We start from the raw sequence: 13396 nt of genomic DNA, 5'->3' as shown, positions 1-13396 counted from the left end.
ATATTGTTTTATAACGAAATAACTAGCTTGCTAACAATGGAGTTGAGTCTACCTATTTATAGGTAAATCTTATTAATGCATATCAAACAGGAGTGACCCTCCGCGAACGGAGGGTAAAAATTTATTGCGGTTCAGCTACGTGTCCGTCTTGAGAAGGGCTACTGTTTGCGGGCGCGTTACCGCTGTGGGTTCGGGTATAGAGGATCTTATGCGTATCATTAGCACAATGACCGACCACCAGTGAATCAGGCTGATCGGCCTGGTCATTAGGAACAATATTCAGCGTGAAACTGGATTCCGCGACACCATTATTCATAATGCGCTGTTCGATATCACTCTTCACGCGCTCACAGGACGCGGGTGCCGCCAGGATCTGCGGGGAAGCGACCAGTAATAAGCTCGCGGCAATTCCTGCTATGTATTTCATCATCAACTCCTTTCGTGATCGACATAAACTAAGATTAGCATTTCTGGTGTAAATAACTGTATTTGCTAATATGATTGAGAATTATCTACTTATCCCGGTGAAAAATGTGAAGAAACAGACCCTGTTAGGTTTCCTGTGTATCGTGTTGGTTGGGTGTGATAACGCCAAAGGGCTGGTTTCCTTTACGCCGGAAATGGCCAGCTTCTCCAATGAGTTTGATTTTGATCCGCTCCGCGGCCCGGTGAAAGATTTTAGTCAAACACTGCTCAACGACAAAGGCGAAGTGACCAAGCGCGTCACAGGTACGCTCTCGCAGGAAGGCTGTTTTGATACGCTGGAATTGCATGATGTCGAAAATAATACGGGTATGGCATTAGTGCTGGATGCGAACTTCTATCGGGATGCAGAAACGCTGGAAAAACGGATCCGTTTACAGGGGAAATGCCAACTGGCGGAACTGCCTTCTGCGGGCGTAGTGTGGGATACCGACGATAACGGTTTTGTTGTGTCCGCCACGGGAAAAGAGATGAAGGTGCAGTACCGGTATGACGCGGAAGGCTACCCGCTCGGCAAAACCACCATCAGTAAGGACAATACGCTGCAGGTTGACGCTAAACCGTCAGTCGATCCATTGAAAAAACTGGATTACACGGCAGTAAGCATGCTGAACGATCACCCTTTAGGTAACGTCAAACAAACCTGTGAGTATGATTCGTATGCTAATCCGATCAACTGCCAGCTGGTTATCGTTGACGAAAGCGTTAAGCCGGCAGTTGAGCATCATTACTCGATTGAAAACACCATTGATTACTACTAACCGTTTTTACTGAGCGGTAGGTTGTAACAGGTTGGAACCCGGTGTTTTGTGGTCGGCCAGATATTGCTGTTGGAAGATACACATGCGAATGGTGTTACGGTATTGGCCGTTAATAAAGAACTCATGAATCAGTTCACCTTCCACCATAAAGCCAAGTTTGCGGTAGATGTGAATTGCTTTTTCGTTCTCTTTATCAACGATCAGATACAGCTTATATAAGTTAAGCACGGTAAAACCGTAATCCATCGCCAGTTTTGCCGCGCGCGTTGCCAGACCTTTGCCCTGGTAATCCGGGGAAATGATGATCTGAAATTCAGCCCGGCGGTGCACATGGTTTATTTCAACCAGCTCCACCAGCCCGGCTTTTTCACCGTCACACTCGACCACAAACCGGCGTTCACTTTGGTCGTGAATGTGTTTGTCATACAGGTCTGACAGCTCAACAAACGCTTCGTAAGGTTCTTCAAACCAGTAGCGCATGACGCTGGCGTTGTTATCAAGTTGATGGACGAAACGTAAATCTTCACGCTCCAGCGGGCGCAGCTTTACACTGAGGGCGCTTGCCATATCGTATCCTTTCAATATCTTCTGGTGAGCACAATGATTATGGGGCAACGGTGCGGCCAGTGCGGCGATCGAGACAACGCAGGGTGTTAGGCTCCCAATACGCATTCAGGTTCGCGCTTTGTTCGCATTTATCACGGCTATCAAAAGCAGCGTCGGCTTTGTCCCACTCTTTCTCTGTACGCTTGTTGACTTTCTGACGCAACTGACGCGTATCGTTCCATTGTTCCTTTTCCATTGCGGCCTGTTGACGACTTTGCGCACTGTCCCCGGACTCTATGACCAGTTTACTGGTTTCAGCAAATGCGGAAGAGGTGTACACAGCCGCCGCCAGCGTCAGCATGGCCGTCAGGCACAGGCGTTTGGTCAGTGTAATTTTCATGGCGAATTCCTTTAATGAGAAAGGGAAAAAAACGATAAAACAGGGTTAAATTCTACACTATTCCTGCGCCAGGGCATACCCACTGCGCGCATATGGATACGTTGGACATATTCTGTCGTATCATGGTTAAACCGAAGGTAACTGAATAACTTCAATGCTTAAGACAACATTACTTTTCTTCGTCACCGCGTTATGCGAAATCATTGGCTGCTTTTTACCCTGGTTGTGGCTTAAGCGTGGGGCGACGGCCTGGTTGCTGGTTCCCGCTGGGGTGTCATTAGCGCTGTTCGTCTGGTTGCTGACGCTACATCCGGCGGCGAGCGGGCGGGTATATGCCGCGTATGGTGGTGTCTATGTGGTGACTGCATTGCTATGGTTACGCATTGTCGATGGCGTAAAACTGAGCCTGTACGACTGGTCCGGTGCGTTAGTGGCACTGTGTGGGATGTTGATCATCGTGGCTGGATGGGGGCGCGCATAGCGCCTTTTTTGTGATCAGTGAGCGCTTTTTTGATATTTATACTTGTATGGTAGTAGTTCAGTTGGGTAAATTTCCTGCATCACAAGAAGAGATGCAAGGATTGAAAAATGAAGATTGTCGGGGCTGAAGTTTTTGTTACCTGTCCAGGACGTAATTTTGTCACGCTGAAAATCACGACAGACGATGGGATCACCGGATTAGGGGATGCCACGCTAAACGGGCGTGAATTATCCGTGGCGTCCTACCTGAAAGATCATGTGTGTCCACAGCTAATTGGGCGTGATGCGCATCGAATTGAGGATATCTGGCAGTTTTTCTACAAGGGGGCATACTGGCGTCGCGGCCCGGTAACGATGTCGGCGATTTCTGCGGTGGATATGGCCCTGTGGGATATCAAAGCGAAGGCGGCGAATATGCCGTTGTACCAGTTGCTGGGTGGCGCATCACGCGAAGGCGTCATGGTGTACTGCCACACAACGGGTCATTCCATTGATGATGTGCTGGAGGATTACGCGCGTCATAAAGAGATGGGGTTTAAAGCGATCCGTGTGCAGTGTGGCGTACCGGGGATGAAGACCACCTACGGTATGTCTAAAGGTAAAGGCCTGGCCTACGAACCTGCGACCAAAGGCCAGTGGCCGGAAGAGCAGCTGTGGTCAACGGAGAAATATCTCGATTTCACACCGAAATTGTTTGAAGCCGTCCGCAACAAATTTGGTTTTGATGAACATCTCCTGCATGACATGCATCACCGCCTGACGCCAATTGAAGCGGCCCGTTTTGGCAAGAGCATTGAACAATACCGTTTATTCTGGATGGAAGACCCAACCCCAGCTGAAAACCAGGCGTGTTTCCGCTTGATCCGTCAGCATACGGTCACGCCGATTGCCGTAGGGGAAGTCTTCAACAGTATCTGGGACTGCAAGCAGCTTATTGAAGAACAGCTGATTGACTATATTCGCACCACTATTACCCACGCAGGCGGTATCACCGGTATGCGTCGTATTGCTGATTTTGCCTCACTTTATCAGGTTCGCACGGGTTCTCATGGACCTTCCGATTTGTCGCCAGTCTGCATGGCCGCTGCGCTGCATTTCGATCTGTGGGTACCAAACTTCGGGGTGCAGGAATATATGGGTTACTCAGAACAGATGTTGGAAGTGTTCCCGCATAACTGGACCTTTGATAACGGCTATATGCACCCAGGTGACAAACCAGGGCTCGGTATTGAGTTTGACGAAAAACTTGCAGCGAAATATCCGTACGATCCCGCATATCTGCCGGTCGCCCGCCTTGAAGATGGCACGCTGTGGAACTGGTAAGGAGTGATTTGTTATGAATAGTATTGTGATTGAAAAACCGAATACGCTTGTTATCGCGCAGCGACCAGTACCAGAACCTTCAGCAGGAGAGGTCCGGGTAAAAGTAAAACTGGCGGGGATTTGCGGTTCAGACAGCCATATTTATCGTGGACATAATCCATTTGCGAAATATCCGCGAGTTATTGGCCATGAATTCTTTGGTGTAATAGATGCTGTTGGTGAAGGAGTAGAGCGTTCGCGTATAGGTGAACGTGTGTCCGTTGATCCGGTTATCAGTTGTGGACATTGCTACCCTTGTTCAATTGGTAAACCAAATGTTTGCACCTCGCTGGTTGTATTGGGTGTTCATCGTGATGGCGGTTTTAGTGAGTACGCGGTTGTACCCGCGAAAAATGCCTGGTTAATCCCTGACGCAGTGAAAGATGAGCACGCTGTTATGGTGGAACCTTTTACCATCGCGGCGAACGTGACCGGACAAGTTCAACCAACAGAGAACGATATCGCACTGATTTACGGAGCCGGCCCGATGGGGCTCACGACTGTTCAGGCACTTAAACATGTTTACAACGTAAAAACAGTAGTGATTGCAGACAGAATTGACGAACGTCTGACGATGGCAAAACAGTGCGGTGCTGACTGGACAGTCAATAATGGGCAGCAATCATTGCAGGATTTTCTTGCTGAGAAGGCGCTGAAACCTACGATTATTGTGGATGCGGCTTGTCATCCATCCATTTTACAGGAGGCTATCACGCTGGCATCACCGGCTGCGCGAATCGTTTTAATGGGATTCTCCAGCGAGCCTTGCCAGATTGTGCAGCAAGGTATTACAGGGAAAGAGCTTTCAATCTATTCTTCAAGATTAAATGCAAATAAATTCCCGGTTGTGATTGATTGGTTGGTCAAAGGACTTATCGACCCTAATAAACTCATTACCCATACTTTTGACTATCACCACGTTACCGACGCAATTGAATTGTTTGAGAAAGATCAGCAGCACTGCTGCAAAGTTTTACTCACATTCACTGAATAATATTTATAACTGCGAGTAAGTGGTACGCATCTTACCTTTTAGAGATAGCCAATATGAATCAAGAAAAACACGAAAGGTCAACGAAAGATCTGGTGAGAGCAGCCGTTTCAGGATGGTTAGGGACAGCTCTCGAATTTATGGATTTCCAATTATATTCATTGGGTGCCGCACTGGTATTTCATGAAATATTTTTCCCGGAACAATCTGCCGCGATGGCACTCATTCTGGCAATGGGTACATACGGGGCAGGGTATATTGCACGAATAGTTGGAGCATTTATTTTCGGTAAAATGGGGGATAGTATTGGTCGAAAAAAAGTGCTGTTTATTACAATAACTATGATGGGGATCTGTACAACATTAATTGGTGTGTTACCGACATATGCGCAAATTGGAATTTTTGCTCCTGTTTTGCTGGTGACGCTGCGTATTGTGCAGGGACTTGGTGCAGGAGCCGAAATCTCTGGTGCGGGTACAATGCTCGCAGAGTACGCACCAAAAGGAAAACGCGGTATCATTTCCTCTCTTGTTGCAATGGGAACTAACTGCGGCACATTAAGTGCTACTGCAATCTGGGCCGTGATGTTCTTTGCCCTTGATCGTGAGGAATTGTTAGCCTGGGGTTGGCGAATTCCGTTCCTGGCGAGTGTAGTGGTTATGATTTTTGCCATCTGGTTGCGAATGAACCTCAAAGAAAGTCCAGTATTTGAGAAAGTTAATGATGAGGAAAATGCACCTGCATTAAATAACCCGTCAGAAAATACGCTGGGTGCAATGTTTAGTAGTAAGTCTTTCTGGTTGGCAACCGGCTTACGTTTTGGACAGGCGGGTAACTCAGGTTTAATTCAGACTTTCCTTGCCGGATATTTGGTGCAAACACTGTTGTTTGATAAATCAATACCGACAGATGCCTTAATGATTAGTTCTGTTCTTGGCTTTATTACAATACCTTTATTAGGCTGGTTGTCAGATAAATTTGGTCGCCGTTTGCCATATATAATTCTGAATATATCTGCAATTATTCTTGCTTATCCAATGTTATCGATTGTTGTAGATAAAACGTATAGCCCCGGCGTCATTATGACAGCGCTGATTGTTATTCATAATTTTGCGGTGCTGGGATTGTTCGCACTCGAAAATATTACCATGGCTGAAATGTTCGGCGCGCGTAATCGCTTCACCCGAATGGCAATTTCAAAAGAGGCCGGTGGATTGGTGGCCGTTGGTTTTGGTCCTGTTCTGGCTGGTATTTTCTGTAACATGACAAATTCCTGGTGGCCGATTCTGGTGATGGTTATGGCTTACTCGCTCATTGGTTTGGTTTCAGCACTGCTAATGCCTGAAGTGAAAGACCGTGATTTGAGTGTCCTGGAAGATGCTGCGGAAGTGAGCAAAACCGAGAAGGTTCGTGCCGGAGCCACTCAGGCAGGCTAGTACGGACAGGGTATGGTCAGGTCTGAACTGATGGCCTGACCATGCTATTACACAGCTTTAAATGATGTCATACCAATCATAGAAAGTTTAATGCAAATCAAAACATACAACCATACAGGCGTTACTCTGAGACAGTCCTGATTTCATTGATAAGTAGGTCATACAATGCAAAACAAGCTCTTAGCGGCAAAGGCTGCACTTCCTGGCTACGATCGTACAAAACTGGTTCCGCGTATTGTTCACCTGGGGTTCGGTGCTTTCCACCGCGCACACCAGGGGGTATACGCTGACATTCTGGCAGCAGATCACAACAGTGACTGGGGATATTGCGAAGTAAACCTGATTGGCGGTGAGCAGCAGATTGCTGATTTGAAACAGCAAGATAACTTGTACACCGTTGCGGAGATGTCTGCGGATGCCTGGACAGCAAGAGTTGTTGGCGTGGTTAAAAAGGCGTTGCATGCGCAGGTTGATGGTCTGGAAGCTGTACTGGCTGCGCTGTGCGAACCGCAGGTGGCGATCGTTTCCCTGACCATAACTGAGAAGGGGTATTGCCATTCTCCGGCAACCGGGCAATTGATGTTGGATAACCCGATGATTGCCGCCGACCTGCAAAACCCAAAACAGCCGAAGACCGCGCCGGGTGTGGTGGTTGAAGCACTTGCACGCCGTAAAGCCGCAGGTTTAGGTGCGTTTACCGTGATGTCCTGCGACAACATGCCAGAAAACGGTCATGTGATGCGCAATGTTGTGACCGCATATGCACGCGCGGTGGATGCTGAGCTGGCTGCATGGATCGAACAACATGTGACGTTCCCGTCAACAATGGTTGACCGTATTGTCCCGGCGGTAACCCCAGATACGCTGGACAAAATTGAACAACTTACCGGGGTACGCGATCCGGCTGGTGTGGCATGCGAACCGTTCCGTCAGTGGGTCATTGAAGATAACTTTGTCGCTGGGCGTCCAGAGTGGGAAAAAGCCGGGGCTGAACTGGTGGCAGATGTTATCCCGTTCGAAGAGATGAAGTTGCGCATGCTTAACGGCAGCCACTCTTTCCTTGCTTACCTTGGCTACCTGGCAGGATATCAACACATCAACGACTGTATGGGGGATGAGAACTATCGTGTCGCCGCTCGCGCGTTGATGCTGCAGGAGCAAGCACCAACATTGAAAGTGAAAGGGGTGGATCTCCAGCATTATGCTGACTTGCTGATTGATCGCTATAGCAACCCGGCGTTGCGCCACCGTACCTGGCAGATTGCCATGGATGGTAGTCAGAAACTGCCGCAACGTATGCTTGACTCTGTGCGTTGGCACATTGTGCACGGTAGTGGTTTTGATCTGCTTGCACTCGGTGTGGCGGGTTGGATGCGCTATGTCGGGGGTGTGGATGAGCAGGGACAAGCAATTGAAATTAGCGATCCGCTGCTGCCAGTGATCCAGAAAGCGGTACAGAACAGTCACGAAGGTGAAGATCGTGTGCAGGCGCTATTGGCTATTGACGCTATTTTTGGTGACGAACTGCCACAGATTGAACTGTTTAAAAAGCGGGTTACAGAAGCGTACCTGACTTTGCTGGCGGAAGGCGCGAAAGCAACGGTTGCGAAATATGCTGCGAAATTACAGTCAGTAAGATAACTCTCTATGTCGCCATCCGGCTTTAACAACAGCCAGATGGCGCATTGTTTTTGGCATTCACACCAATTAGTTCATGCCTAAACGAATCAGTTCGAGGGGGGCATATTTGCCTTCACATCCTTCGATTTCCACTGTTTTACCGCGGCGGATTTGCTCAGCGGTCAGGCCATCGGTGTCAATGGCTGTAATACGGCCAGTGAGTCCGGTGTCACTAATCATGACACGGCTGCCAGTGGTGATTGCGTTGCGGTTACGATCGTATGTTTTCATGGTGTTTTCTCCTTTCCAACTTACCGTCAAAGCCCGTGGGCTTTTAGTCCCACGTAACGGGCGCAATATAAATACGCTTCTCGTTAATGATTTTTTTTGTTTTCGATCAAAATCACAGCTTTTTTTATGGGGATATGCAGGAGAGGGGATTGTTCGGGGAAACTCACCTCAGTGAGAGGTGAGCTACGTATTAGTCTTCGCTAAACCAGTCGCTATTTTCCTGACGAATAAGCTGAACAGATTCGCTAATTTCCTGTAGATGCAGCTTCATTGCATACTCGACGGCATCGCCATCATGTTTTACCAGCGCTGCAAAGATATCATGGTGCTGACGAAGTAGCATTTCAGGTGGGGAGACATGATCCAGACTCATATAGCGCACCCGGTCAATCGTGGCTTTAATATTCTCGACGGTGTCCCAGGCAAGCTGGCAATCAGCGATTAATGCCAGTTTCTGATGAAATTCATCATCAAGCTGGAAAAAATCGTTGAGCTGCTTACGGTCAATGGCAATGCGTTGCTGATGCAGGTTTTGTTCAAGTTGATAGCACTGGTTGTCGGTGATCATCGAGGCGGCGCGGCGGGCCACGGCACACTCAATGGCCTGACGTACAAAACAGCCATTTTGCACCTGCGACAGCGAGATTTTATTCACGTAACTGCCACGTTGTGGACGGATCTGAATCAAACCGTTTTCTGCCAGTTTGATGAATGCTTCTCGTACCGGTTGGCGAGACACGTTAAAGCGTACGGAAACCTCTTTCTCCGACAATGGCGTACCGGGTGCAATCAGGCAATGCACGATATCGCTGCGAAGAATACGGTAAATCTGTTGATTTACCGGCTGTGTAGGGTTGAGCTGCGTTTCTACGGTCATTCATTCTTACTTATTAGAGAGTTAACCCGGATATTTTATCACTTATCGAGCGCTTTCTATACCCGGCACAAGGCCGGGTATCTCATTTAGCTTCGATGCACGCTGAGCCCGGCAAAAGACTGGGTGACAGGCATCATCTCAAGGGTATTGATGTTGACATGAGCCGGTAACGAAGCAACCCACCATACGGCTTCAGTGACATCTTGCGGAGTCAGTGCAGTGGTATTTTCGTAGGTTTTGCCTGCTTTATCATCGTCGCCTTTGAAGCGCACATTAGAGAACTCGGTACCGCCAACCAGTCCGGGTTCAATGTCGGTCACGCGGATCGCTGTGCCGTGTAAGTCTGTACGCAGGTTCAGGCTAAACTGACGAACAAACGCTTTGGTTGCACCATACACGTTCCCGCCAGCGTACGGCCAACTACCGGCGGTAGAGCCGATATTAATAATGTGGCCGCGGTTACGCTCGACCATGCCTGGCAAAACGGCACGCGTCATATAAATCAGGCCTTTGTTGTTGGTATCGATCATGGTTTCCCAGTCATCGACATTCGCTTTGTGGGCTGGCTCAAGACCCAGCGCCAGACCGGCATTGTTGACCAGGATATCGATATTGCGCCATTCGGCAGGCAGGGCGCCCAGCATCTCTTCAATGGATGCGCGATTGCGGACGTCAAGCTGGGCGGTATACAGATTATTACCCAGTTCATCTTTCAGTTCCTGCAGACGTTCCTGGCGGCGTCCGGTGGCAATAACTTTATGCCCATTCTCAATAAAACGACGCGTAATGCACTCACCAAAACCTGCTGTTGCTCCGGTTACTAAAACGATCATCTCACTGTTCCTCAACGCTTTTTATGTAGTACTACCATAGCACGTCATTTCTGCTCAGAGCTATTACTGCTTAACGAGATTGCGGTCGAATCCTGGGAGGCCTACTCTAATAAACAAATCGTTTTCAGGAGGAAAAGATGTCGTTAACAAATCCTTTTTTGCACCACAGCACATTACCTTACCAGGCACCGCAATTTGATCAGATTGAAGATTGCCATTATCGGCCCGCGTTTGATGAAGGTGTGAAACAAAAACGCGCTGAAATAGCGGCGATTGTGCAAAACCAACAGGCTCCTGATTTCACAAATACATTGCTGGCGCTTGAGCAAAGTGGGGCGTTGTTGGCGCGCGTCACCAGCGTTTTCTTTGCGATGACGGCAGCGCATACCAACGATGAGCTTCAGCGTCTTGACGAGGCGTTCTCCGCTGAACTGGCCGCGCTGGCCAATGATATCTACCTCAATGACGCACTTTTTGCGCGTATAGATGCCGTCTGGCAGCAACGCTCTTCGCTGGATCTGGAAGGTGAGTCATTGCGTCTGTTGGAGGTGGTTCACCAACGCTTTGTGTTGGCAGGGGCACGTCTTAATGACGCCGACAAATCGCGTCTGAAAGCGCTAAATACGGAGTCAGCAACGTTAACCAGTCAGTTCAATCAGCGTTTGCTGGCGGCGAACAAAGCAGGTGCACTGATTGTGGATGATGTCCATCAACTTGACGGACTCAGTGCAGAGGAAATTGCCGTTGCGGCAGAAGCCGCCAGCGACAAAGGACTTGAGGTTCGCTGGGTTATCCCACTATTGAACACCACACAACAACCGGCACTTGCTGCGTTACGCGATCGACAGACGCGAAAAAACCTGTTTACCCAGGCCTGGACGCGGGCGGAAAAAGAGGATGCCAACGATACACGCGCCATTATTAAACGGCTGGTGGAGATCCGCCGAGAGCAGGCAACATTGCTGGGTTTTGCGAATTTTGCAGCCTGGAAAATTGCCGATCAGATGGCGAAAACGCCAGAAGCGGCACTTTCTTTTATGCGGGCGATCGTGCCCGCAGCACGTCAACGTGCGCTCAATGAGCAGGCTGAAATTCAGAAAACGATTAATCAGCAACAGGGCGAATTCGAGGTTGAGGCCTGGGACTGGGCATTTTATGCCGAGCAGGTGCGTCGTGAAAAATATGCTCTTGATGAAGCGCTACTTAAACCTTACTTTGCCCTGGATACGGTGCTGAATGAAGGTGTTTTCTGGGCAGCAAACCAACTGTTTGGCATTAAATTCATCGAGCGCTTTGACATCCCTGTTTATCATCCGGATGTTCGGGTTTGGGAAATTTTCGATCATGATGGCGTAGGACTGGCGCTGTTTTATGGTGATTTCTTTGCCCGTGACTCAAAAAGCGGCGGTGCCTGGATGGGGAATTTTGTTGAGCAATCGCTGCAAAATGAAACCAGACCGGTCATTTACAACGTCTGCAACTATCAGAAACCTGCTCAGGGCCAACCCGCCTTGCTGCTGTGGGATGATGTCATCACGTTGTTCCATGAGTTCGGACACACGTTACATGGTCTGTTTGCCAGCCAACGGTATGCAACGCTGTCAGGAACGAATACCCCGCGTGATTTCGTCGAGTTCCCGTCGCAGATTAACGAACACTGGGCGAGTGATCCGCAGGTTTTCGCGCGTTATGCTCGCCATGTTGAAACGGGTGAAAAAATGCCCCAGCCATTGCTGGAGAAGATGCAACGGGCCAGCTTGTTTAACAAAGGTTATGATATGACGGAGCTTCTCAGTGCTGCATTGCTGGATATGCGCTGGCACAGCCTGGAGCAGAGTGTGTCATCACTGTCAGTCGATGAATTTGAGCAACAGGCCCTGGCTGCGGAAGGATTGGATCTGCAGGCTGTACCGCCGCGTTATCGCAGTAGCTATTTTGCCCATATCTTCGGCGGTGGTTATGCCGCAGGGTATTACGCTTATTTATGGACGCAAATGCTGGCCGATGACGGCTATCAGTGGTTTGTAGAGCAGGGAGGGTTGACTCGTGAAAACGGACAGAAATTCCGCGAAGCGGTTTTGTCCCGTGGTAACAGCACTGATTTAGCAGAGCTTTATCGCCAGTGGAGTGGCCGCGACCCCAAAATGGAGCCAATGCTCAAACACCGTGGTTTGAGCGCTTAAGACATTCTCCGCCAAAAAATTGAACCGGGCGCGATGCCCGGTTTTTAGCCGGATTTTTTCTTCATCAAAATTCCTCCCTAAAATGAATCCTTAAATTCTGCAAAATTTGCAGGGGGGCCTTCCTCCGCTCTGTGCCAGAAGTGAACGTGGTTAGCGACTGCCTCTTGCAAAGGCGAGGGCGAAGGCCAGGATCCATTTAGACATTTAAAAGTTAAAGCAATAAGTCCTGCGCCATCTTCAAGGCATCATTTGAATACGTATCTGGGCCAGGCACATTACAACCCTCCGTGCCCATCCAGGTTTCTTCCAGACTCAGTCGTTCGCACGCGTGTATTCAGCGTCAATCGCTTCCGCATCCGCGCGCCAGCGGGAAAAAAGGGATTGTTGCTCGCGGATCGCCTGCATCGTTGTCTCAAGGTTGGTCATTTCGTCCTGCAAACGATGTAATTGAGCCCTTGCTTAGGTAAGCTGATTTCAGGTATGGGCGGGCAGATTCTTTACCGCGAAGCTACTCCCATTTAAACGATGCGTTATCTTTGTTGAAAATGATGGTGGCCTGATGCCATTCCTTACCATCAAGGATCATTTCCAGACATTGTGTGGGGTAAAGAAAATCAGCAGGTTGAAATTGTTCATATTCGGATTCAGATGTGAGCATGACGTCATGATTTACGTTGACTATCGAACCCTCAGGATTTTTAGGGTCAGGGGATTTTATGCACAATAGCCGGGCCTGATAAAAATCATCGGGAAGCCCTTCCAGCATGCAGCCTGTAGCCCATTGAATGAGTTGCTCGTTCGAGTATTGATCGTTCGACTCTTCTGTCTTTTGTTGTGTGGTGATGAGACGGTGAAGGGTTTTGAGAAAAGAAAACATATCATCTCCTGATTGCAGCTCACGCCAACATAGCACCAAATAAACTGAACCGTCAGCAGACGAGAACACAATGTAGCGAATGAAGCAACTATTTTGGGAACATTCCTGGAACCGATGCTGATTAATTGGAAACCATAGCAGTAATTTCTCTCTAACACCGTTAAGGTAATGGTTGATTCTTAATCACATTTCATGCGGTTAATATTATCGTCTTTTTTTGCGATTTAACTCAGAAGTGTTTTGTTTCATTAAATAT

The 13396-nt window shown here is 48.6% G+C and carries 14 protein-coding genes; 7 read left to right on the top strand and 7 right to left on the bottom strand.

The window, feature by feature from the left end:
- Positions 1–121: 121 nt before the first annotated feature.
- Positions 122–427, bottom strand: a complete 306-nt coding sequence (locus NNO02_RS20710) for a DUF1161 domain-containing protein (RefSeq protein ID WP_137383118.1) — start codon at positions 425–427, stop codon at positions 122–124.
- A gap of 106 nt (positions 428–533) precedes the next feature.
- Between NNO02_RS20710 and NNO02_RS20705 the strand changes: the two genes are divergently transcribed.
- On the top strand, positions 534–1244 hold the full coding sequence (locus NNO02_RS20705) for a YnfC family lipoprotein (RefSeq protein ID WP_271455611.1): 711 nt from the start codon (positions 534–536) through the stop codon (positions 1242–1244).
- Between the two features lie 6 nt (positions 1245–1250).
- On the opposite strand, the gene speG is transcribed toward NNO02_RS20705, so the two are convergent.
- Complete coding sequence (gene speG, locus NNO02_RS20700) at positions 1251–1811, bottom strand: spermidine N1-acetyltransferase (RefSeq protein ID WP_101743063.1); 561 nt, start codon at positions 1809–1811, stop codon at positions 1251–1253.
- A 37-nt stretch (positions 1812–1848) separates the two neighbouring features.
- Positions 1849–2190 carry a DUF1283 family protein gene (locus NNO02_RS20695; protein WP_137383113.1) on the bottom strand — a complete coding sequence of 114 codons (342 nt, stop codon included), beginning with the start codon at positions 2188–2190 and terminating at the stop codon, positions 1849–1851.
- A 154-nt stretch (positions 2191–2344) separates the two neighbouring features.
- Here NNO02_RS20695 and NNO02_RS20690 point away from each other — a divergent pair, with 154 nt between their 5' ends.
- The 5 genes from NNO02_RS20690 (at position 2345) to NNO02_RS20670 (ending at position 8100) form a co-directional block, all read left to right on the top strand.
- The gene (locus NNO02_RS20690; protein WP_005121149.1) at positions 2345–2671 is read left to right on the top strand and encodes a YnfA family protein; all 327 of its coding nucleotides are present in this window, start codon (positions 2345–2347) and stop codon (positions 2669–2671) included.
- Positions 2672–2778: 107 nt separating this feature from the next.
- Complete coding sequence (gene rspA, locus NNO02_RS20685; RefSeq protein ID WP_005121148.1) at positions 2779–3993, top strand: starvation-sensing protein RspA; 1215 nt, start codon at positions 2779–2781, stop codon at positions 3991–3993.
- Between the two features lie 13 nt (positions 3994–4006).
- Positions 4007–5026 (top strand): Zn-dependent oxidoreductase, encoded by a 1020-nt coding sequence (locus tag NNO02_RS20680; RefSeq protein ID WP_271440532.1) that lies wholly within the window; start codon positions 4007–4009, stop codon positions 5024–5026.
- Between the two features lie 53 nt (positions 5027–5079).
- Positions 5080–6459 (top strand): MFS transporter, encoded by a 1380-nt coding sequence (locus NNO02_RS20675; RefSeq protein WP_271455610.1) that lies wholly within the window; start codon positions 5080–5082, stop codon positions 6457–6459.
- Between the two features lie 165 nt (positions 6460–6624).
- Positions 6625–8100, top strand: a complete 1476-nt coding sequence (locus NNO02_RS20670; RefSeq protein ID WP_271455609.1) for a mannitol dehydrogenase family protein — start codon at positions 6625–6627, stop codon at positions 8098–8100.
- Between the two features lie 66 nt (positions 8101–8166).
- Here NNO02_RS20670 and ydfZ read toward each other — a convergent pair whose 3' ends face one another.
- From ydfZ to ydfG, 3 genes are all read right to left on the bottom strand, one after another.
- On the bottom strand, positions 8167–8370 hold the full coding sequence (gene ydfZ, locus NNO02_RS20665; RefSeq protein ID WP_003032393.1) for a putative selenium delivery protein YdfZ: 204 nt from the start codon (positions 8368–8370) through the stop codon (positions 8167–8169).
- A gap of 190 nt (positions 8371–8560) precedes the next feature.
- Positions 8561–9247, bottom strand: a complete 687-nt coding sequence (locus tag NNO02_RS20660; protein WP_271455608.1) for a GntR family transcriptional regulator — start codon at positions 9245–9247, stop codon at positions 8561–8563.
- A gap of 86 nt (positions 9248–9333) precedes the next feature.
- Positions 9334–10080, bottom strand: coding sequence for a bifunctional NADP-dependent 3-hydroxy acid dehydrogenase/3-hydroxypropionate dehydrogenase YdfG (gene ydfG, locus NNO02_RS20655; protein ID WP_271455607.1), 747 nt, complete (start codon positions 10078–10080; stop codon positions 9334–9336).
- A 137-nt stretch (positions 10081–10217) separates the two neighbouring features.
- On the opposite strand from ydfG, the gene dcp reads away from it, so the two are divergent.
- Positions 10218–12263, top strand: a complete 2046-nt coding sequence (gene dcp, locus NNO02_RS20650; RefSeq protein ID WP_271455606.1) for a peptidyl-dipeptidase Dcp — start codon at positions 10218–10220, stop codon at positions 12261–12263.
- Positions 12264–12771: 508 nt separating this feature from the next.
- Here dcp and NNO02_RS20645 read toward each other — a convergent pair.
- Positions 12772–13140: a hypothetical protein gene (locus tag NNO02_RS20645; RefSeq protein WP_137383104.1), complete on the bottom strand. Its 369-nt coding sequence runs from the start codon at positions 13138–13140 to the stop codon at positions 12772–12774.
- Positions 13141–13396 lie beyond the last annotated feature (256 nt).

This window comes from Citrobacter sp. Awk 2 (assembly GCF_028069815.1).
Lineage (GTDB): Bacteria > Pseudomonadota > Gammaproteobacteria > Enterobacterales > Enterobacteriaceae > Citrobacter.
The sequence above is the reverse complement of the archived record's forward strand: the minus strand, read 5'-3'. Positions and strand labels throughout refer to the sequence as shown.

Bases quoted from the DNA above. Each gene is read 5' to 3' on its own strand.
- NNO02_RS20710 (WP_137383118.1), bottom strand. From the start codon at position 427: ATGAAATACATAGCAGGAATTGCCGCGAGCTTATTACTGGTCGCTTCC.
- NNO02_RS20690 (WP_005121149.1), top strand. From the start codon at position 2,345: ATGCTTAAGACAACATTACTTTTCTTCGTCACCGCGTTATGCGAAATC.
- ydfG (WP_271455607.1), bottom strand. From the start codon at position 10,080: ATGATCGTTTTAGTAACCGGAGCAACAGCAGGTTTTGGTGAGTGCATT.
- NNO02_RS20695 (WP_137383113.1), bottom strand. From the start codon at position 2,190: ATGAAAATTACACTGACCAAACGCCTGTGCCTGACGGCCATGCTGACG.
- speG (WP_101743063.1), bottom strand. From the start codon at position 1,811: ATGGCAAGCGCCCTCAGTGTAAAGCTGCGCCCGCTGGAGCGTGAAGAT.
- NNO02_RS20680 (WP_271440532.1), top strand. From the start codon at position 4,007: ATGAATAGTATTGTGATTGAAAAACCGAATACGCTTGTTATCGCGCAG.
- NNO02_RS20645 (WP_137383104.1), bottom strand. From the start codon at position 13,140: ATGTTTTCTTTTCTCAAAACCCTTCACCGTCTCATCACCACACAACAA.
- dcp (WP_271455606.1), top strand. From the start codon at position 10,218: ATGTCGTTAACAAATCCTTTTTTGCACCACAGCACATTACCTTACCAG.
- ydfZ (WP_003032393.1), bottom strand. From the start codon at position 8,370: ATGAAAACATACGATCGTAACCGCAACGCAATCACCACTGGCAGCCGT.
- NNO02_RS20675 (WP_271455610.1), top strand. From the start codon at position 5,080: ATGAATCAAGAAAAACACGAAAGGTCAACGAAAGATCTGGTGAGAGCA.
- rspA (WP_005121148.1), top strand. From the start codon at position 2,779: ATGAAGATTGTCGGGGCTGAAGTTTTTGTTACCTGTCCAGGACGTAAT.
- NNO02_RS20670 (WP_271455609.1), top strand. From the start codon at position 6,625: ATGCAAAACAAGCTCTTAGCGGCAAAGGCTGCACTTCCTGGCTACGAT.
- NNO02_RS20660 (WP_271455608.1), bottom strand. From the start codon at position 9,247: ATGACCGTAGAAACGCAGCTCAACCCTACACAGCCGGTAAATCAACAG.